General features: G+C 70.1%; 20 protein-coding genes. 8 read left to right on the top strand and 12 right to left on the bottom strand.

All coding sequences use genetic code 11. The annotated features are described in order from the left end of the window. Positions 1–260: 260 nt before the first annotated feature. From ACFY36_RS42445 to ACFY36_RS42405, 9 genes are all read right to left on the bottom strand, one after another. On the bottom strand, positions 261–857 hold the full coding sequence (locus tag ACFY36_RS42445; protein ID WP_499751593.1) for a hypothetical protein: 597 nt from the start codon (positions 855–857) through the stop codon (positions 261–263). Between the two features lie 61 nt (positions 858–918). Next, positions 919–1,869, bottom strand: coding sequence for a COG1470 family protein (locus tag ACFY36_RS42440; RefSeq protein ID WP_499751592.1), 951 nt, complete (start codon positions 1,867–1,869; stop codon positions 919–921). 11 nt (positions 1,870–1,880) lie between these two features. Further along, entirely contained in the window at positions 1,881–2,501 is a 621-nt protein-coding gene (locus tag ACFY36_RS42435; RefSeq protein WP_499751591.1) for a hypothetical protein, read from the bottom strand. Positions 2,502–2,512: 11 nt separating this feature from the next. Further along, entirely contained in the window at positions 2,513–5,509 is a 2,997-nt protein-coding gene (locus ACFY36_RS42430) for a family 43 glycosylhydrolase (RefSeq protein WP_499751590.1), read from the bottom strand. A gap of 60 nt (positions 5,510–5,569) precedes the next feature. Beyond that, positions 5,570–11,026, bottom strand: coding sequence for an OmpL47-type beta-barrel domain-containing protein (locus tag ACFY36_RS42425; protein ID WP_499751589.1), 5,457 nt, complete (start codon positions 11,024–11,026; stop codon positions 5,570–5,572). Between the two features lie 39 nt (positions 11,027–11,065). Further along, on the bottom strand, positions 11,066–13,006 hold the full coding sequence (locus ACFY36_RS42420; RefSeq protein WP_499751588.1) for a glycoside hydrolase family 127 protein: 1,941 nt from the start codon (positions 13,004–13,006) through the stop codon (positions 11,066–11,068). A 7-nt stretch (positions 13,007–13,013) separates the two neighbouring features. Next, positions 13,014–13,829 (bottom strand): carbohydrate ABC transporter permease, encoded by an 816-nt coding sequence (locus tag ACFY36_RS42415; protein ID WP_499751587.1) that lies wholly within the window; start codon positions 13,827–13,829, stop codon positions 13,014–13,016. Next, positions 13,829–14,737: a carbohydrate ABC transporter permease gene (locus ACFY36_RS42410; protein WP_499751586.1), complete on the bottom strand. Its 909-nt coding sequence runs from the start codon at positions 14,735–14,737 to the stop codon at positions 13,829–13,831. Before ACFY36_RS42410 ends, ACFY36_RS42415 begins: the two co-directional genes overlap by 1 nt. Before the next feature lie 50 nt (positions 14,738–14,787). Further along, positions 14,788–16,098, bottom strand: coding sequence for an ABC transporter substrate-binding protein (locus ACFY36_RS42405; protein ID WP_499751585.1), 1,311 nt, complete (start codon positions 16,096–16,098; stop codon positions 14,788–14,790). A 139-nt stretch (positions 16,099–16,237) separates the two neighbouring features. On the opposite strand from ACFY36_RS42405, the gene ACFY36_RS42400 reads away from it, so the two are divergent. Genes ACFY36_RS42400 through ACFY36_RS42390 form a run of 3 tightly spaced genes read left to right on the top strand, consistent with a single transcriptional unit; the run spans position 16,238 to position 18,850 of the window. Then, positions 16,238–17,278, top strand: coding sequence for a LacI family DNA-binding transcriptional regulator (locus tag ACFY36_RS42400; protein ID WP_499751584.1), 1,041 nt, complete (start codon positions 16,238–16,240; stop codon positions 17,276–17,278). A gap of 5 nt (positions 17,279–17,283) precedes the next feature. Beyond that, entirely contained in the window at positions 17,284–17,952 is a 669-nt protein-coding gene (locus ACFY36_RS42395; protein WP_499751583.1) for an SUKH-4 family immunity protein, read from the top strand. A gap of 10 nt (positions 17,953–17,962) precedes the next feature. Next, positions 17,963–18,850: a hypothetical protein gene (locus tag ACFY36_RS42390; RefSeq protein ID WP_499751582.1), complete on the top strand. Its 888-nt coding sequence runs from the start codon at positions 17,963–17,965 to the stop codon at positions 18,848–18,850. Between the two features lie 37 nt (positions 18,851–18,887). Here the strand turns inward: ACFY36_RS42390 and ACFY36_RS42385 are convergent, their stop codons facing one another. Both ACFY36_RS42385 and ACFY36_RS42380 read right to left on the bottom strand, forming a co-directional pair. Beyond that, positions 18,888–19,019, bottom strand: coding sequence for an MFS transporter small subunit (locus tag ACFY36_RS42385; protein WP_499751581.1), 132 nt, complete (start codon positions 19,017–19,019; stop codon positions 18,888–18,890). After that, on the bottom strand, positions 19,016–20,407 hold the full coding sequence (locus tag ACFY36_RS42380; protein ID WP_499751621.1) for an OFA family MFS transporter: 1,392 nt from the start codon (positions 20,405–20,407) through the stop codon (positions 19,016–19,018). Before ACFY36_RS42380 ends, ACFY36_RS42385 begins: the two co-directional genes overlap by 4 nt. Before the next feature lie 123 nt (positions 20,408–20,530). Here ACFY36_RS42380 and ACFY36_RS42375 point away from each other — a divergent pair, with 123 nt between their 5' ends. The 5 genes from ACFY36_RS42375 to ACFY36_RS42355 all read left to right on the top strand — a co-directional run bounded on the left by ACFY36_RS42375 (position 20,531) and on the right by ACFY36_RS42355 (position 26,189). Continuing rightward, a complete protein-coding gene (locus tag ACFY36_RS42375) occupies positions 20,531–23,569 on the top strand; it encodes an NACHT domain-containing protein (RefSeq protein WP_499751580.1) in 3,039 nt (1,012 codons plus the stop codon). 224 nt (positions 23,570–23,793) lie between these two features. After that, positions 23,794–24,030 (top strand): hypothetical protein, encoded by a 237-nt coding sequence (locus tag ACFY36_RS42370; protein ID WP_499751579.1) that lies wholly within the window; start codon positions 23,794–23,796, stop codon positions 24,028–24,030. Next, entirely contained in the window at positions 24,024–24,251 is a 228-nt protein-coding gene (locus ACFY36_RS42365) for a helix-turn-helix transcriptional regulator (protein WP_499751578.1), read from the top strand. Before ACFY36_RS42370 ends, ACFY36_RS42365 begins: the two co-directional genes overlap by 7 nt. Beyond that, positions 24,248–25,177, top strand: a complete 930-nt coding sequence (locus tag ACFY36_RS42360) for an NAD(P)-dependent alcohol dehydrogenase (protein WP_499751577.1) — start codon at positions 24,248–24,250, stop codon at positions 25,175–25,177. Before ACFY36_RS42365 ends, ACFY36_RS42360 begins: the two co-directional genes overlap by 4 nt. 7 nt (positions 25,178–25,184) lie before the next feature. Then, on the top strand, positions 25,185–26,189 hold the full coding sequence (locus ACFY36_RS42355) for a methyltransferase (protein WP_499751576.1): 1,005 nt from the start codon (positions 25,185–25,187) through the stop codon (positions 26,187–26,189). Here the strand turns inward: ACFY36_RS42355 and ACFY36_RS42350 are convergent. Then, positions 26,179–26,886 (bottom strand): alpha/beta fold hydrolase, encoded by a 708-nt coding sequence (locus ACFY36_RS42350; protein ID WP_499751575.1) that lies wholly within the window; start codon positions 26,884–26,886, stop codon positions 26,179–26,181. The genes ACFY36_RS42355 and ACFY36_RS42350 overlap by 11 nt on opposite strands. Positions 26,887–26,969 lie beyond the last annotated feature (83 nt).

Raw genomic sequence — 26,969 nt, 5'->3', positions numbered from 1 at the left:
GACGGTCACGGTGATCGGCTCGGTCAGCCCCAGGCAGATCAGCGCCGACTGGGCCGGCTTCTCCGCGACCAACTGCCGCACCTTCGGCGCGTCGATGCTTGGCGAAGTTGACGTCGGTCAGCGAGTGGCCCAGGTGGGACTCGAGAGCTCGGCGGCAGGGCGACACCGGCGCCGGCCGCGATGGCGGCGCCGGCGGTGACGGCGCCCGTGCGGCGCGACATCGCGCGCTCGTGGGCTCCCCGATATCGGCGGGCCACCCCTCACACCACCCGGACAATCATGTCGAGGCCGCTGTCGGGGTGGTAGCCCCACGACGCGCTGAACGAGCCCCACGTGTCCTGCTGCCGGCCGTCGAGGGCCCGGGTCTGCGCCACGTGCTCCTTGACCGCCTCGGGCACCTGGAGCACGCCGAAAACGCATTCGACGCCCGCGTAGGCGATACCTGAGTAATCCTCCTCCCCGGTGCCGTCCACGGTCAGCGTGGAGCCGTTGTCGGCGATCTCAGTGCCCGTGTGCGTGCTGTCGCAGGTGTCCTGCGCCTCCTGCAGCAGGGCGACGCCGGCGGACCGGCCGCTGACGACGTCGGTGATGACGCCGGCCACGCCGCCGGTGGTGGTCGGCGTGCCGCTCGCGTACGAGATGCCGCCGAACCATCCGCTGCCGAAAAGCACGGCGGCGCCGGCCACGACGGCTGCGGGGGCCAGCCATCGCGGCCGGGGCGACCGGTGGGCATGCCGCTGCGGCGCCGGCGGCCCGGCCGGCCACATGGCGGGGCCGGGGCCGGGGTTGAACTCGAACGTCACGGCGGCGCTCCGGAGGGTTGCTCGGTGGTTGCTGACGAGGATCAGCATCGGCACCGGGACCACGCCGCATGAGCGGCGCCGGGTTGCGACACGGTTGCGGCCGGCCGGCGATCCGCTAGCCGAGGCTTCGGCGGCCCTCGTGCCGTGCCTGCTCCAGCAATCGCTCCAGCGCGGCCTCGCGCCGCCGGGAGTTCCAGCGCAGCAGCAGGATGAGGGCCACCGCCGCCACGAGCACGAGCAGCTGGGGCCACGGGATCACCCACGTCGTCACCGTCACCGGGGTGCTGTTCGACAGGGTGACCGTCGTCTTCACCCGGCCCAGCGCCCAGACGCCGTCGACGTGAGCGGAGGCTGAGGTGGTACCGCCGGGGAGCAGCTCGCCCAGTTCCGTCGATGACGTTCGGCTGCCCAGCAGCGAGGAGACCTCGGCGCGGGCCTGCACGGGCAGGCGGACGTTTCCGGTGTTGGTGGCCGTGTAGGACACCGTGACGGCGCCGGGGCGGAACGGGTTCCACGAGCGCTCGTAACGGGCCTGGAGCTGGTCCGCGGTCGCCTCCGAGCGGATCTCGCCCGAGGCTCGCAGCAGGACGCGGAAGCCGACTCGGCTCTCCACCTGGACGGTGCCCTGCTTGCCGGCGATGGTGGCGGCGATGCCGGCCGGGTGGTCGCCCGGGGTCACCTTGGCCGGGACTGTGATGGTGAACGGGACGACCTTCGTCTCCTGCGGGCCGACCGTCACCGATTTCTGGACGCTGATCCACGTGCCGCCGTCGACCGACTTCTTGTCGGACGGCAGCATGTTGAAGCGGCCCTTGCCGGTCAGGTAGCCGTCGGCCGCTTTCAGGGCGAAGACCGCGCTCGTGTCGCCGAAGTTGCGGACGGCCAGGTGTTCGGTGACGGTCTTTCCGGGGTCGAGGGTCTGCTCGATCCAGCGGCGGCCGTCCGGGCCGTTCTTGCCGGCGGGCTGGACGGTCCAGGTGACGGATCCGGATGCGGGCGCCGCCGCGGCCGGCACGGCCGGCAGCAGGAGGGCGGCGGCGATGACGGCAACGACGACGCGACGCATGGCGAGAATCCTTACTCGAACAGGGAAAGGGTGAGCTTGGCGTGGTACGTGCCGGCCGGGACGTCGGCCGGCGTGCGCAGGTTCAGGCCGGCGTTCACCGTGTAGGCGCCGCCGGTCACCTCGCCCGAGTCGTAGGTGGACACCAGCAGTTCCTGGTCGACGAGACCGACATTGTTGCCGGGCTGCGTGGGCTCGTCCAGGACCGTGACGACCTCCTCGCCCTCGGAGACCAGGCCGGTGTCGCCGCCGTCGAGCAGCTTGGGCTTCCAGCCGAGGTGGTCGGCGGTGATGGCGGGCTTGCCGGCCGCGGTGAAGTCGCTCGAGCTGCCGAGCACGGCCCAGGCCGCTCCGGCCGGGATCTCCTCCAGGGTGCGGGTGTCGGTCACGGTGACCGTCGGCAGCGTGCCGGTGAACTGCCGGACCAGCAGGTCCGAGCCGTCCTCCTTCAGGGCGACCGAGTTGCCGGCGACCGTCAGGGCCAGCACGCCGGGCTCCTTGATCTCGGTGATGTCGACGCTGACGTCGAGTTCGGCCTCGTCGCCCGGGTCGGCCACGGCGGCGGCCGGGAAGACGGCGACGCCGGCGAGCAGCGAGCCGGCCGCGGCCAGGCTGATGCGGGTTCTTCTGTTCATCGGTTCTCCCTTTACGAGCAGTTCAGCGCGGAGTAGGTGGCGGTGATGCCGTTGGCGGTCGCGGTGCCGGCCGGCACCGAGGAGGTCCGTGCGGCGAAGGACTGGTACGCGTTGCCGCCGGCCGCGACATCTTCGAAGACCTTCTTGCCGTACGCCGTGACGAGCTCGACGTCGGTGGCGGCGTCCCCCTCGTTGCGGGCGGTCACGGCGACGTACGCCTTCCCGGCGACGCACCGCGGCTGGGCCGTCACGGTGAGCGCGGGCCGGGTCTCGTCGGCGAAGGCCCGCCACTCGGTGACCGCGACCGCCGAGTAGGTGGTGCCGTTGCCGTTGGCGGTGATGGTGGCGCGCAGCCGGGAGGTGGTGACCGGGTCGAACGTCACCTTGTTGAAGGCGGTGCTGCTCGTGCCGTACGCGCTGGGGTTGGTGACGTCGTTCCAGGCCGTGCCGTCCCAGTACTGCAGCTTCCAGCCGTCCGGTTCGGCCACGCCGTCGCCGGTGCCCTTGTTGCTGTCGCGCCAGAACTTGAGCTCGGCGCTCGTCAGCCGGATGGGCCGGGACCAGTCGTACTGGATCCACTGGGTGGCCGGGCGGGTGCCCGACCAGGTGCCCCAGATCTGGGCCTGGCCCGGACTGGCCGGGTCGCTGTCGTCGTTGAGGGCGGAGACGCTGTTCCATCCGGCCGTGTACGAGGCGGTCGGCACGGCGATCGGCCCGACGTTGCCGGTGAGCGGGCCGGACAGGTCGGCCGGGATGACCACCGACTTGGCGGTCTCGAGATTCCCCGCCTTGTCGAGGGCGCGGAACGACACCGTGTGCTTCGACGAGGAGGGCGCGGCGATCGGCCCGGCGTAGGTTGCCCAGGTTCCGTCGCCGAATGTGTACTCGATGCGGGCCAGGCCCGAGGTGGCGTCGGTGGCGGTGACGGTCACCTTCCGGTCGGCCACGGTGCCGCTGCTGGCCGGGGCGATGGCGTCGATGTTCACCGCGAGCGTGGACGCGGCCGAGGTGTTGCCGGCCCGGTCAGTGGCGGTCGCGGTGACCGTGTGCCGCCCGTCGCCGCTGACCGTGACGTCGGTCTGGCGTACCGGCGTGGCCTCGACCGGTGCCCCGCTGTCCACAGTGGTGCGCAGCGTCATCCGCCCGCCCCGGTCGTCCACGGCGGCGGCCCGGACGCGGACGGCCGAGCGGTACCAGCCCTCGGTTCCCGCGCTGCCGCTCGGTGTCAGCGTCAGCGTGGGCGCTGTCGTGTCGCCTTCAGTGTCGGACGGCGAGACGACGGTGACCTCGGCCGTGACCCGGCCGGTGGCATAGCCGAGCACGCTGCCCGAAACCGTGAACTTGCCGGGCTGGGCCACGTCGGCCGGGGTGACCGCGTCCCAGTAGACCGGGGTCTGGAGGCCGTCGACCGGCAACGTGGCCGGCAGGTCGGTCTCGCCGACCTCGACCGTGAGGGCCGGGGCCGTGATCGGCGCGGCGGGCTGGGCCGCCAGAACCTTCCACTCCTCGACCGCGACCGCCGAGTAGGTGGCGCCGTTGGTCGAGGCGTCGAACACCGCCCGCACCTGGGTCGTGGTGACCGCGTCGAAGGTGGTGTTCTGGAAGCCCTGCGTGGCCGTCGGATAGCCGCTGGGGCTGGGCACGTCGGCCCACTGGCCGGTCGTGAGGTCCCAGTACTGGATCTTCCACTTGGCCGGCGCGGCCACACCGACGCCGGTGCCCTGCGGCTGGTCGTTCCAGAACTCGATCTGCGATCCGGCGATCCGCATCGGCTGGTCCCACGTGTACTGGACCCACTGCTGCGGCGGGTTGCTGCCGGTCCAGGTGCCCCACATGTCCGGTGGCAACGGGTTGGCCCGCACGATCTCGTCGTTGAGCGCCTTCACCCAGTACTGCGTGGGCACGGGGTTGTTGGAGACGGTGACCTGCGCGGCCTGGGCGATGTTGGCCCGTGGGCTGCGGTCCGGCTGCTTCACCGGGGTCTGCACGACCTGCTTCATGCGCGGCGGCGACTGGGTGTCGTCCCACTCGACCTTGTCGATCGCCACCGAGCGGCGGAAGTGGTTGCCGCCCACGGCGTCGGCCGTGTGGTAGGCGATGTACCACTGGCCGTCGAACTCGAGGATGCCCGGGTGGCTGGTGGTCGAGGAGACCGGGGTGAGGACGGTACCCCGGTACGTCCACGGCCCCTCCGGGGCGGACGCGGTGGCGTAGGCGATGCAGGCGTGGTAGTTGGCCGGGGTGCACGCCGACGCCGGCCCGGCGTTGTTACCGGCGTACGCCAGGTAATAGGTGTTGTTCCGCTTGAAAAGCCACGGCGCCTCGAAATATCCGGTGGGCGCGGCGATCGAGCGCTGCGTGCCGACCGGGGTCTTCATGTCGGCCTGGTACTCCAGGAAGCGCAGCTGGCCGAACGTCCCCCAGTAGACGAAGACCCGCTGGCCCTCGACCAGGACGGTCGGGTCGATGTTCTGGATGTCGTTGGCGGTCGGGGTGCGCTGCGAGATGAGCGGCCCGCCGATGTGGTCGGTCCACGGGCCGGTCGGGCTGTCGGAGACGGCCACGCCGATGGCGAACTTGTCGGCGGCGGTGCTGACGCGCTCGCTGACCGGGACGTACCAGTAGTAGCGGCCGTCCGGGCCCTGGACGACCTGACCGGCGTAGGCGCGGCCCGGTGTGGCCCACGAGAAGACGGCCTCGGGCCGCATCAGGGACGGGAAGTGGGTCCACTCCCCCTCCGCGACGTCCCCGGTCCGGAAGGCGCCCCACTCGTTCATGATGAAGTCGTTGGTGGTGGGCCCGGCCTCGTCGTGGCCGGTGTAGATGTAGAGCTGGTCGCCGGCCACGAGGGGCGCCGGGTCGGCGGAGTAGTAGGAGCCGTCGGCCAGAATCGGGTTCGACGTGTGGGTGAAGGTGGTCGAGTCGGCCGCTCGGGCGGGCGCGGCGGGGGCTGTGAGGAGCAGCCCGGCCGCGACCATCCCCGCGACCGCTGTTCTCAGCGGTCTCACGGAGGCGATTCCTTCTGGGTCCGGGGTGGCGGCGCCCCGCGAAGGGGCGCCGCCAGGCGATCAGGAACAGCTGATGGAGCCGTACGGGGCGGTGATGGTGGCCGTGCCCTCGACCTTCACGGTCGCCGTGCCCGCGGCGATCTGCGTGGCCCGGCTGGTGAACGACTGGTAGGCGATCTTGCCGGGGGCGAGGCCGGTCACGGTCTTCGTTCCGTACGGGGTGACGAGCTCGACGGTCAGCGGCCGGTCATCGTTGTTGCGGGCGGTGACGGAGACGTACGCCTTGCCGGCGATGCACTGCGCCTTCGCCTCGGCCGTCACCTCATAGGCCTGAGCCGGGACGTCGTAGACCTCCCACTCCTGGACGCCGGGAGCGCCCTTGCCCTCCTCGGTGCCGCTGGCCGTGAGCAGGGCCCGCAGCTTCGTGGTGGTGACCGCCTTGAAGCCGACGGTGTTCCACGAGGTCGCCGAGTTCTCGTAGGCCCCCGGGTTCTCGACGTCCTGCCACGCGCCGGCGGAGGACCAGTACTGCAGCTTCCAGGCGCTCGGCGGGGCGACACCGTTGCCGTCGCCGTCGATGTCATTGGCGAACCAGATCCGGGTGCGGTCGACGGTGACCGGTGAGGCCCAGTCGAGCTGGATCCACTGCTCGCCCACCTGGGGCCAGGTGTTCCACACGTCGGTGTTCGGCCCGAGCGGCCCGGTCGGCGTGACGCCGTCGACCAGGTTGTCCACCGTGAGCCAGCCCGGTGTGTAGGACGCGGAGGCGGTGGCCGTGCGGGCCACGTTCACCGGCGCCTGACCGGCCTCGACCTCGAGGGTGCCGACGGCCGAGGTGTTGCCGGCCTTGTCGACCGAGCGGTATTCGACCGTGGTGGCGGCGGAGCCGATCGGCACCGCGCCGGTCGCCGTCGTCCACTCGCCCGCGTTCAGCCGGTACTGCACCGCCCCGATCCCCGACAGCGCGTCGGTTCCGGTGATGGTGACGGTCCGCTCCCCCGACGAGAAGACGGCTTTCGCGGTCGGCGCGGTGCGGTCGATTCCGACGACCAGCGAGGTGACCGCGGAAACGTTCGAAGCGTCGTCGGTGGCGCGGGCCTTGACCGTGGTCGAGCCCTCGGTGGAGACGGTGACCGGGCCCGTGTAGGCCTTGAAGGCGCCGTCGCCGACCGCGATCTCGATGGACGGGGACTGGTCGCGGTTGTCGGTCGCGGAGGCGGTCACCTTCACGTCGGACGTGGTCCACGACGTGGCCGGGTCGGCGGTCAGGGCCGCGACCGGCGCTGACGTGTCGACCGGGCCGCCGGCGCCGACGGTGACCGTCGCCGTGGCCGTCTTGTCGGTGCCGGCCACCTGGCCGATCGCCTCGAAGGTGCCCGCTTTCGAGTAGGAAGCGGGATCGATCTGCGCCCAGGTGACGCCGATGCCGCTCTGCCGCGAACCGTCGTTGTAGCCGACCGTGACACCGGTGGGCAGGACGGGTGCGACACCGACCGCGGTCGTGACCGCCACCGGGTCGACCGTGTTGATCTGCACCGGGGCGCTGCCGCGGACCCACACGTGAGCCGAAGCGGTCAGCGTGGTCCCGGCGACGAAGCCGCTGACCGTGAAGTCACCGATCTCGGCCAGTTTGGCCGGGTCGACCGTGCCCCAGGCCACCGCCACCGGCAGGGTGGCGCCGTCGGCGTACGTCACCTGGACCGTGGCCGGCAGGGCCGGCTGCACACCGGTCTGGGTGCGCACGTCCACCGGCTGGATCGAGCTCGCCGCGGCGGCGAAGACCCGCCATTCGGTGACGCCGACGGCCGAGTACGCCGTGCCGGCCGCGTTCGGCAGCGCGTTGAACGTGGCCCGCAGCCGGGTCGTGGTGACCGGGTCGAAGGTGACCGCGTTGGTCCGGCCCCGCACGGCCGGGTCGAAGCCGGTCGCCCCGGTCACGTCCTTCCAGGCCGCGCCGTCCCAGTACTGGACCTTCCAGCTCTTCGGCACGGCGACGCCGCTGCCGCCGGTGGTGCTGTCCGACCAGAAGTCGATCGACGCCCGGTTCACCCGGACCGCCGACGCGAAGTCGTACTGGAGCCAGCGGGTGGCCGGCTCGTTGCCGGTCCACGTTCCCCAGATGTCGGAGTTCGAGCCGCCGCTGAAGAACGGCGCCTTGTCGTCGTTGATCGCGTTCACGTTGTTCCAGCCGGCTGTGAAGCTGGCCGACGCGGTGGCCGCGGTGGCGATGTTGATCTCGCCCTCGGTCAGCGCGGTCGCGTTGACCACGACGTCCTTCGTCGAGGTCTCCGAACCGGAACGGACGGTCAGCCGCAGCACGTGCCGGCCGGCCGCGGTGAAGCGGGCGATCGTGGTGGGTGAGGTGGCCGGGTCGAAGGCGACCGAGCCGCCGGCCGGCGCGTCCACGACCGACCACGACGAGGTCACCGGGGTGCCCGGGGTGCCCGGGGTGCCATCGTCCTGGGCCAGGCCGAGGAGCCGGACCGAGCCGTCCTGCGAGTAGGTGGAGTCCACCCAGGCGTCGGCCAGGGGCTTGGCGTCCTGCGCGGCCGGCGCGGCCACGTTGGTGTCGTACGCCTGGACCTCCTTGATGCCCGTTCTGGCCCCGGCCGCGTGGTGCACGGTGATGCGGAGCTTCTGGGCGGTGACCTCCGGGAAGCGGACCTGGTTGAGGTTGCCCTGCGGATAGGCCGGGAACCGGCTCTGCCCCGGGACGGTCTTCCAGCCGTCGCCGTTGTCGTACTCGACCGTGAACTGGGCCGGTGGCGCGTAGCCCTGGACCGTCGCGGTGGTGGACGTCTTGTAGAAGTGGACCCGGACGTCGTCGATCTTGCGCGAGCCCTCCAGGTCGACGGTGATGGCGTCGGTCGCGTTGGGCGAGCCGGCGGTGCCCCAGAAGGGCTCGTTGACCGTGGTGCCGTTGACCGCACCGGCCGGAGCACGGCCCGAGGCCGAGAACGTGGCGGTGGCCGGGTGGCCGGCCGCGACGTTGGTGGCGGTGTTCATGCCGGCCTTGGCCATGATGTCGGTGACCCGGGCGCCGTCCGCGAAGGTGACGTCCTGGGGCGCTTTAGCGGCGATCTTGGCGGACGAAACGACCTGGATGCCCGGCGCCGCTGAAACCTCGCCGGTGGCCGGGTCGTACACGAGCTTGCCGAGCTTGTCGGCGGTGAAGGCGAGCTGCCCGTCGAGGTAGACCGAGTAGCCCTCCGGGGTGTCGCCGTAGTACCGCTGGCCGCCGGGCGCGTCCCAGACGACGGTCAGGTCCTTGTCGCGGTACTTGATGTTGTTGGCGGTGAAGTGGTCCCAGCCGATGTCGATCGGGTCCAGCTCGACCTTGGCGTCGGAGCGCGGGCGCAGGCCCATCGCGTCCTCGATCACGGTGAAGTTGGTCGCGCCCAGGATCGTGTGGTGGATCCAGGAGCGATATCCGATGCTCTGGTTGGCGGCCGAGCCGTCGGCCCAGAACTCGTTCTGGTCCGGGTAACGGTTGTCGCCGTTGTTCTGGTAATGCGCCCAGGCGTTCCAGTACAACAGCTTCTTGTACCACTCGGCGTTGATGTACTGGGTGGGATAGTTGCGCAGCACCGACGAGAGCATCCGGAACGTCACCGTCGAGTTGATGACGGAGAAGTTGTTGCTGCCCGGGTCGCCCTGCGCGGCCGCGGCCGCCTTGTCGGCCTGGTTGGCCGTGGTGAACGGGAAGATCGGGTACTGCGCGTCGTCGGCGAACAGCCGCAGCGCCTCGACGTACGGCTGGTCGTAGTCGGGGTCGCCGGGCTTGGGCATCAGCCCGACCGAGAACGGGTAGTAGTTGTTGATCTCCTTCCACGGCACCAGCGTGTCGGAGGGGACGTTGCGGTGCTTGAGCAGGTTGCCCTTGAGCCCCATCTCGTCCGGGGTGTCGCGGGCCGGCTCCCAGAGGTTGTCCAGCACCGCCTTCTTGATGCGGGCGGCGAAGGCGTCCATCTCGGTGGCCTTGGTGGTGTTGCCGGCCGTGCGATAGGCGGCGGCCGCGGCCTTGGCGTTCGAGTAGAGGTACGCGTTCTCGGTCCGGTCCATGTTCTGGTTCTTGCGCCAGTCGAACGACACCGCGTCGGCGTCGTTGCCGGTCATCGCGCCCCAGCTGTACTCGATCAGGCCGTTGCCGTCGAAGTCGTACGCGTCGAGCAGCCCCTCGACGTCGCTCTCGGCGTACTCGGCGAGGTTTCCGGCGATCGACGCCGGCCCGCCGTGCAGCTGGTACGAGCGCCAGGCGGCCTCCGAGATGTACTCGGTGTAGCTGTTCGACCAGTTGGCCGGGTCGCCCGGGTTGTCGACGTACTTCGCGCTCTTCGCGACCTCACCGGCCGACACCCACGGGCCGTACGAGAAGCTGGGGTCCCGGAAGTACTTCAGGTCGTCGATGAACATGCCGGTGGTCAGCACGATGGCGTTGTTGTAGCCGAGCACGCCCTCCATCGACGTCGGGAACTGGTAGTCGTTGCCCGGGATGTCGGCGTCGAGGAAGTTGTAGCGCATCAGCCACCAGCGGTAGAACAACGTCTTGTCGATGTTGTTCTCGGGGGTGTCCAGATAGGGGACGTTGTCGGCCCACCAGCGGTTGTACGCGGTGACGTGCTCCTTGTAGGCGGCGGCCGGAGCCAGGCCGCGGTAGTGCTCGTACTCCGAGGCCGAGGCCGGTATCTCCTTGGCGACCAGGCCCAGCTGCACCTTCGTACGGGCCGAACCGCTCGCCGGCACGGAGAGCGTGCGCTTCAGGGTGCCGTCGACCGGCGCGAAGCCGTCGCCGGAGAAACGCGGGAAGAGGTCGGTGAGCTTGTTGAAAGCGCGAACGGCGCCGGTGAGTTCGCCGTTGTCGCTCTCGATGGTGCGGGCGAAGGGCGAGCTCGCGGTGAGCGTGACGTCCTTGGCCCCGTTCGTGCTGGTCACCTCGACGTCGGTGACGAGCACGTTCTGGTCGGTGATGTACTTGGTCTGCACCAGCCGCAGGCCGGCGGCGGTGCTGGTGAACACCGAGCGCCAGTAGCTGGGCGTCTGCTTGCGTTGCGCGGCGTCCTCGGTGAAGGTGACGTCGGCGCCGTTCACGGACGCGGTGATGGTGTAGCCGCCCTGGCCGCCGGCGATCGACTCGATGTAGGCGAGCTCGCCGCCGAAGCCGATGACGCCGGGCGTGTGGGTCTTCATGAAGGCGGCGCGGCCCCGGCTGAACAGGTACTGGTTGGCGTCGCCGTTCGACCCGCCGGGCTGGTTGCCGACCCGGGCCAGCATCTTGTCGACCCAGAAGTCGCTGTCGGTGGAGGCACCGGCCCCGGCCGCCACGTCGGCGTCGAAGATGCCCTGGAGCTGGTTGCGGACGTGGTAGCCGGTGCGCTCGTCGGGAACGGGGTTGGCGTCACCCTTGAAGACGGGAAAGGGCGTGCCGGTGTTGGGAGCCGCCTCGGCGGCGGCGATCGGGCTCAGGAAGGTGAGGAGCAATCCGGCGGCGAGGGCCGCCCTCAATCGTGGTGTCTGCACGGACGGGGACACCTTTCTACGGGGGTGTTTCGCAGGCCGTCAGTCGCCGTTGACCGGCAGCCAGACGCGCATGGTGGAGGGGCCGCGGCGGGCCCATCGGTGGTACGGCCGCAGCGGCGCCTGGAAAGTGGTGGCCGCGTCGGTGGGCGCGGTGGCGGCGCCGTACGGCCACGCGTCGCTGCCCTCGGGCAGCGTGCGGAAGGACGCGACGACCTCGCCGTCGCGCTCGGACAGCCCGGCCGTGAGGTCGAGGCGCACCTCGTCGACGCTGAGGCCGCCGGGCAGGTCGACCGACTCGACCGAGTACACCTCGGGGCCGCGCTCGACGGCGACGCTGCCGCGCGCGGCGTCGATCCGCGGGTCTCCGAAGGTGACCCGCGGCGCCACCGGCAGATCGAGGACGACGACCTCGCCGGCGGTGAAGCGGCGACGGATCTGCACGGTGCCGGGCTCGACCCGGTGTTTGCCGGAGCCGTCGTCCACAGTGGCGCCCTCGGCCCACCGGGGCACGCGCAGGCTGAGCGTCCACGGGGTCTCCGGGGCGCGCACGACCCGTACGGCGATCCGGCCCTCGGCCGGGTACTTGGTGTCGATCTCCAGGGCGACCGAGCGGCCGCCCGGCAGGGAGACCTCGAGCGACGCCGCCGCGTACTGGTGGATCTGGACGCCGTCCTCGTCGGTGGTGGCGAGATAGGCGCCGAGCCCGGCGAAGGTGCGGGCCAGGTTGGTCGGGCAGCAGGACACCGCGAACCAGGGCGCGCGCAGGCTGGAGGCGGCCCGCGGGACGATCTGGTCGGGCTGCGGCTCGGTGCCGGGCACCCGCTGGTGCAGCGTGTTGGTGTAGAAGAACCGGGTGCCGTCGTCGGCCGGCGAGGCCGCGATGACGTTGAACAGCGTGCGCTCGATCAGGTCGGCGTAGCGCGGGTCGCCCTCGGCCAGCAGCAGCCGCCAGCTCAGCATGATGGAGCCGACGCTGGCGCAGGTCTCCGAGTACGCCCGGTCGGCCGGCAGGACGTAGTCGTCGCCGTAGGCCTCGTCCTGGTGCCGCGAGCCGACCCCACCGGTGATGTACGTACGGCGGGCCACCGCGTTGCGCCACTGCCGGGCCACCGCTTCGAGCAGGTCGGTGTCGCCGGTCTCGACGGCCACGTCGACCGCGCCCGCGCCCAGGTAGTTCGCGCGGACGGCGTGGCCCCGCAGCACGCCGGCCTCGCGGACGGGCAGATCGTCCTGGAAGTACGCCCGGCCGAACTCGATGTCGTCGAGGACCTGGTGCCCGCGGCGCTCGACGAACAGGCTGGCCTGGTCGAGGTAGCGGCTGTCGCCGGTGACGCGGTAGAGCTCGGCCAGGGCCGGCTCGATCACCGGGTGCCCGCAGACCGACGGGATGCCGTCGGGGCCGAACGTCGCGCAGACGTGGTCGGCCGCGCGGATCGCCACCTGGGCGAGTTCGTCGTTGATGCCGTACGCCCGGGCGGCGGCCACCCCGGCCTGGATCAGGTGCCCGTAGCAGTAGAGCTCGTGACCCCATTCCAGGTCGCTGTAACGGGGCTCCTGGCCCGTACGGCCGAAGTTGGTGTTGAGATATCCGTCGTCCTCCTGGGCCGCCGCGACCCGGTGGACGATGGCCCGGTAGCGCGCGCCGAGATCCGGGTCGCCGGCTCGGCCGTACTCCCAGGCCATGGCCTCCAGAAGCTTGTAGACCTCGCTGTCGGAGAACTCACGGCCGCGGCGGTCGGCCGGCAGCCGGCCCTCGACGGCGGCGTCGAAGTTGGGCAGCCAGCCCGCTTTTTCGAGCCAGTGCTCGATGTGCGCCAGCGAGTTGGCCCGGTTGGTCTCCTGGCGCTGCTGCCAGAAGCCGGGTCGAAGGGTGACCTCGCGCAGGCCGAGGGGACGAAGACGGCCGGTGCTGGGCACGGCGGGAGTGCCCCCGCGCTCGGTCCAGTCCGTACGAGTGGGGAGTGCTTCGTTGATGGTCACGTGTTGATCAACCCTTGAGTGCGCCGGACATGAAACCACGGACGTAGTGCCGCTGGAGGGCGAGGAACAGCACGATGCAGGGCAGCGCGAGTACGACCACGCCGGCCTCCGTCGCTCCGTAGTCGACGATGCCCATCACCTGTTGGCGCATGTTGGCCACGGCCAGCGGCAGGGGCAGCTTCTCGGAGTCGCTGATCAGCACCAGCGGGGTGATGAAGTCGTTCCAGGCGGCCAGGAAGGCGAACAGGCCCACGGTGATCAGGCCCGGCTTCACCGCCGGCATCAGGATGTGGGTCAGCGCGCGGAAGCTGCCGCAGCCGTCCACCTCGGCCGATTCCTTGAGGTCCTTGGGAATCGCCTCGAACGAGATGCGCATCATGAAGACGGCGAACGGCAGCTGGAACATGGTGAGCACGAGGGCCAGGCCGAACAGCGAGTTCTGCAGGCCCAGCTGATTGAGCAGGACGTAGAGCGGGATCAGCAGGGTCGCGTACGGGACCATGAGGATCGCCAGCGTCACCAGGAACAGGGCGTTGCGACCCGGGAACTTGAACATCGCGAACGCGTAGCCGCCGAAGGTGGCCACGCCCAGCGTGAACAGTACGGTCATGGCAGAGACCAATGTGGAGTTCAGCAGGTACTGCCCGATGCCGGCCTGATAGTTGGCCAGCGTCTCGTAGTTGGCGAAGCCGAAGCCGCTGGTCTGCGCGGTGCCGGGCTGCGGGCTGACCGAGGCGTACGAGGCCCAGACCAAAGGAAAGAGGAAAAGCAGGGCCAGGGCGCCGGTGAGTACGTACTGAGGCATGCGGACGAAGCGCAACATCAGCTCTCCTTGTCGCGGAGGCCGCGGAACTGAAGGGCGTTGAGGACCAGGAGCGCGATCAGGATGAGGATCGACAGCGCCGCCGCCCGCCCGAGGTTGTTCTGTCCCTGGAAGGCCATGTTGTAGACGAGCTGGACGATGGTGATCGTGCTGTTGTCCGGTCCGCCCTTGGTGAGGATGTAGAACTGGTCGAAGGCCAGCAGGGAGCCGGTGACGCAGAGGATCGTGCAGAGCGCGATCGACGACTTGAGCAGCGGCAGGGTGACGTACCGGAAGGTGTGCCACCGATTCGCGCCGTCCAGCCGCGCCGCCTCGTACACGTCTCCGGAAATGCCCTGCAGGCCGACGAGAAGCAGGAGCATGTAGAAGCCGGCGAACCGCCACACGATCAGCGCGACCGTCGACCAGAGCGCCTTGCCGGGCGTGCCGAGGAACGACACCGGGCCGAAGAAGTCGAGCGGGCTGCTCTGCGGAGAGTAGAGGGCGTAGAAGAGCAGTGAGGCCGAGGCCAGGCCGAGCGCCGACGGGATCAGGAACGACGTCCGCAGGAAGCCGGTCCAGCGGGTCGACTCCTGCACGAGCAGCGCCAGGCCGAGGGCCAGGGCCAGCAGGATCACGGTGGTGACGACGGTGTACTTGATGGTGAACCACACCGCCGGCCACAGCAGCCGGTCGTCGAGGACGTCCTGATAGTTCTCCGGGGCGTTCCAGCCCTGGTCGCCGGCGAACAGGCCCCAGTCGGAGACCGACATCCGGGCCACGATGATGATCGGCACGACGAAGAAGAGCAGGACGAAGACGGCCGTCGGGGTGGCGTAACCCCAGCCCGCCAATGCTTTTGAGCGCTTCTTTGTCCGGTTCAGCGGCGCGGCGCTTGCTTCCCTGCGCGCCACAAGTGGTGATGCCACGGGGTGTTCCTCCCTGTGCGGCGCCGGGCTTCCCCGGCGCCGCCGCTACGTCACTGGCCGAGGACCTGCGTGATGGCCTCGTTGTCCTTCTCGAGGCTCGATCCGTCGCCGTAGACCTGGTTGCGGAAGAGGGTCACCCAGGGGCTGCCGGGAGCGTTGAACGCCTGCTGGAAGTTGACCGCCACCGGCGTCTTGCTCTGCGGCGACGCCGCCACCTTGTTGATCGTCGCGACCCGGGGGTCCTTGGCCGAGTACTGGTTGTCGGCCAGGTCGGTGCGCGACGGCGAGGTGTTGTTGGCGGCCAGGACGTCGACCTGACCCTGCTCGGACATCATCCAGGACAGGAAGTTCCACGCCTGCTGGGCCTTCTTGGAGTCCTTGGAGACGCCGATGCCGTCGCCGCCGACGAAGGTCGAGCCCTCACCGGCCGAGGCGCCCGGGATCGCGGTGACGCCGACGTCCACGGTCTTGGCCGCGGTCGGCAGCAGCGTCGCCGGGTACGGCATGACGCCGATCTTGTTCTCCTGGAAGGCGGCGACCCAGGTCGCGCCGGTCTCGTCCTTGGAGCCGGGGGCGATGGCGCCGGCCTTCTGGAGCTCGCTCCAGGTGCTGTAGACCTTCTGCGCCTCGGGGCTGTTGAGCAGCGACTTCTTGCCCTCGGCGTCCATCACGTCGGCACCGCTGGCCCAGACCATCGGGAACCAGGTGAACACGCCGCAGCCGCCGCAGTTGCCGCCGAAGTAGGTGCCGTTGACGCCCGGCTTGTTCAGCTTCTGGACGGCGAGCGCCTGCTCCTTGAACTCGTCGAGGGTGGTCGGGCCCTTCTCGGGGTCGAGCCCGGCCTCCTTGTAGAGCTTCTTGTTCCAGAAGATGACCGACAGGTCGAGCACGAACGGCAGCACGAACTTCTTGCCCTCGTACGTGCCGGCCTGGATGTGCCCCTGGTTGATCTTGTCGGCGTACGGAAGCTTGCCGATGTTGCTCGTCAGATCGGCGAACAGGCCGGCCTTGGTCCAGTTGGGCACGTAGACGATGTCGGCCGCGAACAGGTCGGGCAGATCGCCGCTGCCGGCCGCCGCACCGACCTTCGCGACATAGTCGTCGTTGGGGACGATGGTCAGCTTGACCTGGTTCTTATGGCTCTTGTTGTACGCGTCCACGAGCGCCTTGGCCTGGAGCTCGAGCGGGGCGCGGGTCCACAGGGTCAGTTCGGAGCCGTCGTCGACGCCCTCCGCGGTCACCTCGGCCAGGGCCGCGGTGGGGTTCCCCTTGTCGCCATCGCCACCGCAGGCGGCAACCGCGGGCGTCATGAGCCCCGCAATGGCGGCGACAATGATGCCCTTCAATATGGTCCGTCGCACGGATGCACCTCCATGTTTTCGGTGAGTTTTCGGTGATGCCCGTTATGGGGTAGCCTTCAAGCGCAGCGACCTGGGGTTTTGGGGACCGAAAACGTTTTCAGGAACGTAATACGGAGGAAATTTCTTGTCAAGAGCTTCGATGGGCGCTCCGTCTTCATCGGACGGAGACCAGCCGCCCACCCGCACGGTCACGCTGCGCGACGTCGCCCAGCTGGCCGGCGTCTCCATCGCGACCGCGTCGAAGGCGCTCAACGGACAGCCCCAGGTGCGCGCCACCACGCGCGAAAAGGTGGTCAGGGCGGCCGAGCAGCTGTCGTTCTCCCCGAACACGCTGGCCCAGGGCTTGATCACGCAGCGCAGCGGAACGGTGGGCCTGCTGACCTCCGACCTGGAAGGCCGCTTCTCGATACCGATCCTGATGGGAGCCGAAGATGCCTTCGGATCCGACCAAACGTCCGTCTTCCTTTGTGACGCCCGCGGCGATAACGTGCGCGAGCGCCACCACCTGCGGGCGCTGCTGTCCCGCCGGGTCGACGGCCTGATCGTGGTGGGCGCACGCCCCGACGCCCGCCCGTCCCTGGGCGACCTGCCGGTGCCGGTGATCTACGCCTACTCCCCCTCGGACAACCCCGGCGACCTGTCCCTGGTCACCGACAACGTCGGCGGTGGCAGCATGGCCGTCGACCACCTGATCCGCCACGGCCGCCGGCACATCGCCCACATCACGGGCGACGCGACGTACGGCGCGGCACGCGACCGAGCCGCGGGGGCGCTCGACCGCTTGCGGGAAGAAGGACTGCCGCTGGCCGGCGACCAGGTCTGGTACGGCGCGTGGTCCGAGGCGTGGGGCCGGGGCGCGACCCGCATGCTGCTCCAGAGGGACCCCGGCGTCGACGCGATCTTCGCCGGGTCCGACGAGATCGCCCGGGGCGTCCTCGACGTCCTGCACCAGGAAGGCCTGGACGTGCCGGGCCGGGTGGCGGTCATCGGCTTCGACAACTGGAACATCCTGGCCGCGAATGCCCGCCCGCCACTGTCCACCATCGACATGAACCTGGAACAGCTGGGCCGCCTGGCCGCGCAGAGGCTGTTCGCGGCCATAGACGGCAACGTCGGCTCGGGCACGGAGACGATCCCGCCCCGCCTGATCACCCGCGAGTCGACAGCACCCCTACAGTAAGGATCATGACGCCACTGACCCGGGCCGACGCGGAGGAAAGGGCCCGCGAGTGGGCCCCTCCCGGCTCGGAGCCCGTCCTGTACGAGTTCGAGCTCGGCTGGGTTCTGTCCGCCCGCTTTCCGCCCGGCGAGCCCTACGGGGTGCCGAGCATGGTGCTCGACCGGAGGACCGGCGAGCTCGTGGTCGGCGGCACGCTGCCGTCGTCACACATAGCGGAGTGGTACGCGCGTGACTTCCAGCCGAGGCCGGCCGCTCCCGAGCCCCGGCCCCGGCCGTCGGTGATGTGCCGGCTGACCTTGGACGGCCGCAGCTGGCTGGCGGTGAGCCCGCGCCCGGACGACGGCCGGCCACCACACCCGGCGGTGAGCTCGTTCTTCGAGGCGATGCCGGAGCAGTACCGCGAGCCCGGATGCGAGCGCTCAGCCGAGGCGACGGCCTTCTCCGACCTGTTCTGGGCCGAGGAGAACACGCGTGCGGAGGCCGGGTTGCCACCTTTGGGCCCGGCCGAGATGAGAGAGCTGGTCCGAGACGCCCGCCTGGAGACTTTCCGGGTCCGCGACGACGGCGACCCGGCCGACGGCACGCGAGTGCGCCCCGCCCTCCCGGTCCTCCTGTTCCTGGACTACCTGGGTCTGGGCCCGGAAGCCGTGATCATCGACGTCCGGGCGATGTAGTCTCGCCGGCGTGATCGGCGGTCAGGAACGCAACAGCGACGACGTGGCTCCCAGTACAGCCTTGATGGAACACGTGTTGGCGCGGGCATCTGAAGTGCTGATCGTCGAGGCGTACGCCGATGAGATCGACGAACCGGACGCCGCTCGCACCGTGGTTTCGGGAGAGGACATCGGTCAGCTGGCTCGGCGGCTCGCCGTCGTGGACGGCGGCACGGGAGACCATTGCCTGTGCATGGGATGGCCGACGCTCCTCGTCTCGGACGACGCCGGCCGGGAGATCGCCCGCTGGACACTGCATCATCAGACGGGCATCCGAGGCCTCGGGAACTGTGACGCGGAGCTGCTCGACGGCCCCGGGCTGACCGATTGGCTGGCCGATCGGGGACTGACCAGATCACGCGAGGTCCAACAGGAGCTGGCGCGAGAGGCCGCCGAGGGGGAAGAACGCCGTGTCCAGTGGGTCGCAGCCGCTCCGCCCGGCCTTACCGAAGCCGCCGAGAGAACCTCGCGCAGAGAGCCCGGAGCGGAAGAAGCGCTTGCCGACCTCGTGGTCCGGCTCTATGCCGAGCCGATTGAGCGCATTCGAACGCTGACGGCGTGGGCCGGGTTTCCTCCTCGCCACACCACCACGTTGGGTGGCACACCCTGGTACGAACTGGCGCCTGAGCGCATCCTGCTCACCGAGTCACGGGAAGCGATCTTCGATGCGCTGGCGTCCGCATCGTTGTCCGCGGCCCAGCTCGACGGCGCCGCGGAACTGTTCACCTCGCTCGAATGGAAACGCGCGGAGGTTCCGGAGCCGCTCCGGTCCGCGCTGATCGTCCACGTGACGGCGACCGGGACCGATCCGATGAGATTTCGGATGCGGCACGGATACGGCCGGGATCGAACAGGCTGAGACCGGCCGCGCCCCGGGGACACGGCCGGTGTGCACGTCATTCGAAGAGCTTGGCGGCGGTGATGACCGTCTGGACGATGCCGTAGCCCAGCAGGATGGCCACCAGGAGCCACGAGAGGACCAGGCGGGCGGTGCTCGTCGTGGTGGTGGAGGTGTCCTCGGTGGTCATGCGGCGGCCTCCTTCGCGGCTGGGGATGACGTGGGCTCGTGATAGGTGGACGGGACCGGGCGGATCAGCAAGTTCGCTATGAAGCCGACGGCCAGGACGCCGACCATTGTCAGCAAGGCCGGCTGGTAGGCCGATGAGGTCAGTGTGCCGGGCTTGCCCTGCTGGTCGAGGAAGCCGTTGACGATCAGGGGGCCGGCCACGCCCGCGGCGGACCATGCCGTGAGCAGGCGGCCGTGGATGGCTCCGACCTGGTAGGTGCCGAAGAGGTCTCTCAGGTACGCCGGAACTGTGGCGAAGCCTCCTCCGTAGAAGGAGAGGATCACGCCCGCCAGCAGGACGAACAAGGCCGTCGCGACGTCGCCGACCAGGGCCAGCAGCAGGTACAGGACCATGCCTACGCCCAGGTAGACCATGTAGATGGGCTTGCGGCCGATCAGGTCTGATGTCGAGGACCAGGCGAAGCGGCCGGCCATGTTGAACAGGGACAGGACGCCCACGAATCCACCGGCGGCGGCCACGCTGACCGTCGAGACGCCGTCCGAGCGGAAGAAGTCCTGGATCATCGGGCTGGCCTGTTCGAGGATGCCGATGCCGGCGGTCACGTTGCAGAACAGGACAATCCAGAGGAGCCAGAACGCTTTTGTCCGGATGGCGTTCGCGGCCGACACATTCGCCGTCGTGACCAGGGGCTTCTCGCGTACCGAAGCGGGATCCCAGCCGGCCGGCTTCCAGCCGTCGGCGGGGACGCGGATGTTGGCCACGCCGAACATCATGATCAGGAAGTAGCCGATGCCCAGCGTCAGGAACAGGAGCACCAGGGCGTGACCCGACGCCACTGAGGTGGCCACGTTCGGGTCGTAGTCCGAGTCGTACAGGGAAAGCAATTGTCGTGAAGCGGGACTGGCGATCAGAGCGCCACCACCGAAGCCCATGATGGCCAGGCCGGTGGCGAGGCCGGGGCGGTCGGGGAACCACTTGATCAGGGTGGAGACCGGGGAGATGTAGCCGATGCCGAGGCCGATGCCGCCGAGGAAGCCGTATCCGGCGTAGACCAGCCAGAGCTGGCCGGTGGCTATGCCCAGGGCGCTGACTCCGAAGCCGGACGCCCAGAAGCAGGCGGAGACGAACATGGCCTTGCGCGGGCCGTTCGCCTCGACCCACGTGCCGCCGACGGCCGCGGACAGGCCCAGCATGACGATGGCGATGCTGAAGATGATGCCGATCGCGGTCTGGCTGGTGTCGAAGTGCGCGATGAACGAGTTTTTGTAGACGCTGGTCGCATAGACCTGGCCGATGCACAGATGCACGGAGAGCGCGGCCGGTGGGATCAACCACCGGCTGTACCCGGCCGGCGCCACGGTGTGCTGGCGGTCGAGCGCGGTGAGCAGGGACAACGGTACCGCCTCCAACCCTTGGGGGATGGCATCGATCCTCACCTCAATCGTTTGCGGCGGCAACCCGGGAGCGAGATCAAATTCCGTTGATACGGTCGCGGCCGGAGGAGGTGCGCGGTGCGGCGTTCCCTGCTGGTCGTCACGGTGGTCGTGGTGGTGCTCGGCACCGTCCAGGGCCTGGTGGTGAACTACGCGTCCGAGAAGGTGCCGGCGTTCTTCACGGACGACCCTTGGCGCCCCTGGCTGATCCTGGCCCTGATCGTCGCCGGCCTGGTCATCGCCGCGCTGGTGACCGCGCCGCCGCAGGCGCCGGAGACGGCTCCCCCGCCGTCGCGTGAGGCGCGCCGGCGGGCCAAGCTGGCCTCGGTGCTGTGGGACGACGTGCACAGCCTGGCCGTCAACGAGGAGTGGCGGGACAGCCAGTTCACCGAGCTCGAGGCCGAGGTGGAGGTCGAGGCGCCGGCCCGGTCGTGGTTGCGGCGGCGGGCGGCGGTCCGCGTGCGGCGGCTGCCGTCGCTGACCGAGGCGCTGCGCGTGCGGGAGGACAGCCTGGTCGTCCTGGAGGGTGAACCCGGCGCCGGGAAGAGCATCGCGCTGCGCCATCTGGCGGCCACCATGGCCGACGAGGTGCGGCGGCGGCCGGCCGAGAGCAGCGTGCTGCCCTTCTACCTCAATCTCAAGAATTTCGATGTACGGCAGGGGGTGTCGGCCGCCGATGTCGAGCGCTTCGTCCGCGACAACCTCAACCCCAGCCGCAGCCGGGACATCGACCGCTATCTGGAGGAGCGCTTCGACACCGACCGGGAGCAGGGGCGCTGGCTGTTCCTGTTCGACTCGTTCGACGAGATCCCGGCGATCCTGAGCGCGACCGAGGCGGGCCCGGTCATCGACGCGTACGTGGAGGCCATCGCGGGTTTCGTCGGTCTCGGCCAGAGCCGGGCCGTGATCGCGAGCCGGGAGTTCCGCGGCCCGACGCGCAGCGGAAAGCCGCTCCTGCGGGTGATGCCGCTGAGCCGCGAACGCCGGGAGCGTTTCATCCGCAACGCCGACCTGGACGCCGCTGTCGAGCGGACCGTCCTCGACGGGCTGGACGGCATGGAGCTCCAGGTCCAGCAGCTCACCGACAACCCGCTGTTCCTGAGCCTGTTCTGCGAGTACGTGCGGGCGACGGGGTCGCTGCCGTCGAGCACGCACGCGGTGATGGAGAGCTACGTGCGGACCCGGCTGAGCCGCGACCGCGACCGGATCGAATACCGCTTCGCCGTGGAGGTGGACCTCACCCGCCGGGTCGCCGAGGAGATGGCCTTCGTGATGCTCACCGAGCCCGATCTCGGCCTCACCGCCGACCGCGCGGCCATCACCGGACGGCTCGCCGAGCGCGCCGGCTCGTCCGTGGATGAGGTCGACTCCGCGATCGAAGCGTTGCTCTACAGCCATCTCCTCCGGTACACGGGCGCCCGCACCCGCGTGACGTTCTCCCACCGCCGACTTCAGGAGTACTTCGCGACGTGCGCGGTGATCCGCGACGACGGCGCGGTGACCCCCGCTCAGCTCCTCTCGGACGGCCGCTGGCGCGAGACCGCGGTGGTGATCCTGCAAACTCAGCGGGCCGAGCTCTCCACCGGCCTGCTCTCGGCGCTCGAACAGCGGCTGCTGGCCGCGGACGAGTCCACACTGTGGCCGCCGGGCACTCTTTACCTGCTCGATCTCATGGCCGACGCGCTCACGCCGGAGGAGATCGCGCAGCATCCGGTGAGCGAAGCGGCGGACCGGATCCTCGCCCGGGCCTGGGAGCGAGGAACCCTGCTGGACCGTAAGTGGGTGGTCGAACTCTGCGCGGCCGCGGGCGCCGAGAAGGCGGTCGGATATCTGGCTGGGGCCTTCGCCAAGGAGAGCGTCTGGCTGCGGGACGAGGCCTACCGTCAGGTACGGCGGGTGGGGCCGGCGGCCGCGCGCCTCGAGCCCGAGATCCGGCAGACGCTGATCGATCTCAGCCTGGACGGGCGCCTGTGGCGGGAACGCCGCTCGACCCGGATCCAGATGCAACGGCTGCCCTCCCCCGGCCTGCTGCCGCAGGTTGCCGACCTGCTGCTCGCCGCGCCGGTGGCGGCGCTGGTGGCCGGACCACTGGGCATGGCCCTGATCGCGCCTTTCATGCCGGGCGGCGGCGCGCCGTGGTTGCTCGTGGCGCTGGCGGCGCCCTTGCTGTTCCTGGGAACCTGGGCGGCTCGGCTGTTCATGGCCAGTACGAGTGGCATGGAACGGCACGTTGTGCACAGGTTCGGCCGGTACGGCATCGGCGAGATCGGCGTGAAGTCGGCCGTCACGATCGGCGCTCTCTTCGTCGCACCGCTGGCCCTGACGTTACCGATCGTGCCCCTGAACGCCGCCGTCGGCGCTTTCCGCGACGACCGCCCGGCGCTCGGCACGATGGCCGTGGCCTCGGCGCTGGCGGCGCTCTGGCTCTGGCTGTGGCCGTTCGGCGCGTTGTCGGCGGCGCGGTGGAAGACCCCGGCGCATCGCCGGAGCTGGGTCACGCTGCCGTACCGGCTGGTGCCGATCCTGGTGAGGGAGTCCCTCGGATCCGTCCGGCGCAGGCGGGCCGCACGGCGCCTCGCCCGCCATGATGCCGGGCCTGGGAACCGGCTGACGACGGCGGCCCGGCTGGCGGGATGGCTGGGCCTGATGGCCGGCCTCCTCGCCCTCATCGCCCTGGTGCCGTGGGCCTTGTTCATCCTCGCCGTCGTGCCGGCCGGATTGGTCGCCACCGGGATCCACCGGGTCTGGCAGCGTCACCGCGACCGCCGGACGGTGTCGTCCTTCGTCGCCCGGAAGTCGGCGGCCGGAGTCCCGGAGATCCAGCGGGCCTTCGACGATCTGCGCACCGACGCGGGCGTCCATCTGCTCGTGACCGAGATGCGGCGCCACGGCCTGCACCGCAATCCCGAACTGGGCGCGTTCCTGTCGTTCCTGGTTATCGCCTTCGACAGCTACGCCAGATTCAGGTCCACGATCGGTCATCACCCGGAGTGGGACGAATGGTGGCGGGCCTTCATCTCGGGCCGGTTCACCATGTTCGGGCCGTCGTCGGAGACCGTGGACGAGCTCGGGCGAATGGTGGAGGAGGCCAAGCGGGACGTCGCCTTCCACGAGTGAAGCTGAGACGGCGCTGAGGATCATGTCAAAGATCTTTGACTCGATGTCGTGGATCTTTTACATTTCGAAGCATGCCTCTCGAGGAGAAACGGGCCTGGAGCCTCGCCGTGACGAGCGTTCTGGGCTATGGGATCTATCTGGTGCTTCTGGTCGCCGAGGCCGGCTATGTGGCGGCCGCGCTGTAGACCGTCGGCGGCGGGATCGTCGCCAACATCGTCATCGGGATGTTCTTCGGCAAGGACCGGCAGACCGATCAGCGCGACCGCGAGATCGGCCGCTTCGGCGACCACATCGGACAGTCCCTGGTCGTGGCCGGCGCCGTGACCGCCATGCTGCTCGCCTTCGCCGAGGTGCGGCACTTCTGGATCGCCAACGTCATCTACCTGTCGTTCGTGCTGTCGGCCGTGCTCGGCTCGACCGCGCGCATCTTCGCCTATCGCCGCGGGTTCCACCCGTGGTGAAACCGACCCGCATCACCAATGCGATCCGGTCGCTGCGTTTCGCGCACGACGAGATGACGCAGGCTCAGCTCGCCGACCGGATCGGCGTCACCCGGCAGACCGTCATCGCCATCGAGCAGGGGCGCTATTCGCCGTCCCTCGAGGTGGCCTTCCAGATCGCCCGCGTGTTCGGCGTGGGCCTCGACGACGTGTTCCAGTACCCGGAAGGTGAGCAGACATGAGAGCGATCGTCCAGGACTCGTACGGAAACGCCGATGTGCTCCGCCTCGGCGAGGTCGCCAAGCCCGAGCCCGGCCCCAAGGACGTGCTGGTCGAGGTCCGCGCGGCCGGTGTCGACCGCGGCGCCTGGCACGCCATGACCGGCCTGCCGCTGGTGGCCCGGCTCGGGTTCGGCCTCGGCAAGCCGCGCCACCGCACGATCGGCATGGATCTGGCCGGCCGGGTCGCGGCGGTCGGCGCCGAGGTCACCGAGTTCAAGCCCGGCGACGAGGTGTACGGCTCGGGCAGCTCCGCCTGGGCCGAGTTCGCCCGGGCCAAGGCGGCCAAGCTCTTCGCCAAGCCGGCCCACCTGAGCTTCGAGCAGGCCGCCTCGATGCCCACCTCCGGCGCGACCGCCCGCCTCATGCTGGCCAAGGGCCGCGGTGACGTGCTGGTCCTGGGCGCCGGCGGCGGGGTCGGCGCCTTCACCGTCATGCTGGCCAAGGCGCGCGGCGACCGGGTCACCGCCGCCACGAGCAGCGGCAAGATCGAGGCGGTCGAGGGATTCGGGGCCGACACCGTCATCGACTACGCGACCACACCGCTGTCCGGCCGCTACGACCTGATCGTCGAGTGCGGTGGCAACCGCCCGCTGGGCGAGCTCCGCGAGCTGCTCAAGCCGCGCGGCGTCCTGGCCATCGCCGGCGGCGAGGACGGCGGCCGTTTCCTCGGCGGCATGGAGCGCAGCCTCCAGCTCCTGGCCGTCTCCCCCTTCACCAGGCAGACGCTGCGGGCCCCGCTCGCGCTGACCCGCCGCGCCGACCTGGAGGCGCTGGCCACGCTCACCGATCCGCCCCTGGAACGTTCCTACCCGCTCGACGAGGCGGCCACGGCGATGCACCGGCTGGCACAGGGGCGGGTGACGGGCAAGCTCGTACTGACGACATGATCGATGGATGTTGACGCCAACACCCCTCATGGAGCTCGTCACCGGGTTCTGGAGTTTCAAGACGTTCGCGGCCGCGGTGGAGCTGGACCTCTTCACCCGGCTCGCGGGCGGGCGCACCCTGACCAAGGAGCAGATCGGGCTCCCGGAGCGGCCGGCCGACCTGCTGCTCGCCGCCTGCGCCTCGCTCGGCCTGCTGGAGCGCGACGGCGACGGCTATCGCAACTCACCACTGGCCGAGGAGTTCCTCGTGCGCGGGAAGCCCTACTACTTCGGCGGTCAGGTCACCTACTGCGACCAGCGCACCTATCTGCCATGGCACCGGGTCGGCGAGGCACTGCGCACCGATCGGCCACTCACGTGGGACCCGGCGACCCAGGAGTCCATGTTCGACACCGCCGATCCGCGGATGCTGTCGACGTTCTGGGACGCCATGTATTCGACGTCGCTGTTCACCGCGCGGGCGCTGGCCGAGGCCGTCGATCTGGCCGGGCGGCGGCGGATGCTCGACGTCGGGGGCGGCTCCGGGGCGTACCCCATCGAACTGTGCCGGACCCACCCGGACCTGCAAGCGACCGTCCTGGATCTGCCCCATGTGTGTGAGATCGCCGCGGCCAAGGCGGCCGCGGCCGGTCTCGGCGAGCGGATCGCGACGGCGCCGGGCGATTTCCTCAAGGACGGTCAACTGCCCGGTGGGTACGACGTCGTGCTGCTCAGCATGATCCTGCACGACTGGGACGAGGCGACCAACCGGCGACTGCTCGCCAAGGCCTTCGCCGCCTTGGAGCCGGGCGGGCTCGTCATCGTGTCCGAGTTGCTGCTCGACGCCGACCGGACCGGGCCGGCGGCAGCCGCCCTGATGGGCATGAACATGTTGGTGGAGACGGTCGGCGGCCGCAATTACTCCGATGTGGAGTACGAGGAGTGGCTCGGCGGGGCCGGCTTCACCGAGGTCCGCACGGTCCGCTTCGACGCGCCCGGCGCCAACGGGGCCGTGATCGGGGTCAAACCCTAGAGAGCAGAGTGTGTACGACGGCCGGGTCCTCGACATGAGCATTGTGGCCGAGGCCCGGCAGGTCGTGCGGCTCGGCGCCCAAGGCCCGGATCTGCGCGGCCGACACCATGGGGTCGTTCTCGCCGCGAGCCAGGATCACGGGTACGCCGGCCGAGGCCAGCAGCGACTCCATCGGCGGGGCGCCGACGGCGAAGGCGCGGGGGTCGAAGGTCGTACGCCAGCCGCCCTCGACCTCGGCCACCGCCTCCTCCGGCGCCTGACCGTCGAGGCCGGCGACCCGGAGGTGACGGCGCTCCGCCTCCGCGCGGGTGGGGAAGACCTGGGCCGGCCGCTGCGCGAGGGCGGCCGCCTTGGCCAGCTCCTCCTCGGACCATGACACCTTGATGCCCAGGCCGATGACGGCGCGCACGCCGGGCCGGCCGGCCAGCTGAAGCGCGACCACGCCGCCGAAGCTGTGCCCGACGATGACCGTGCCCCGCGAGTCGATCAGGTCGGCCACCGCCTCGGCGACCGCCGCGAACGTGTAGTCCGGCAGCGCCGCCGAACCGCCGTGGCCGGGCAGGTCGGGCGCGATCCACGCGCGGGCGCCGGGTTCGTCCGGCAGCCCGGTCCACACGTCGGCGGTGGCGCCGAGGCCGTGCAGCAACAGGACGGTCGGTGACTCGGTGCCACCCGTGCGGATGCGGAGCGCTGTCATGCGTACAGCATCTCAGGGAGGGAACCATGACCCACGCCGAGGCCGGACCCTGCACGAGACCGCCTGGACGCTGATGAACCGGG

The sequence above is a fragment of the Actinoplanes sp. NPDC000266 genome (genome assembly GCF_042899005.1).
Classification (GTDB): Bacteria; Actinomycetota; Actinomycetes; order Mycobacteriales; family Micromonosporaceae; genus Actinoplanes.
This window is presented reverse-complemented; position numbering and strand designations above follow the sequence as displayed.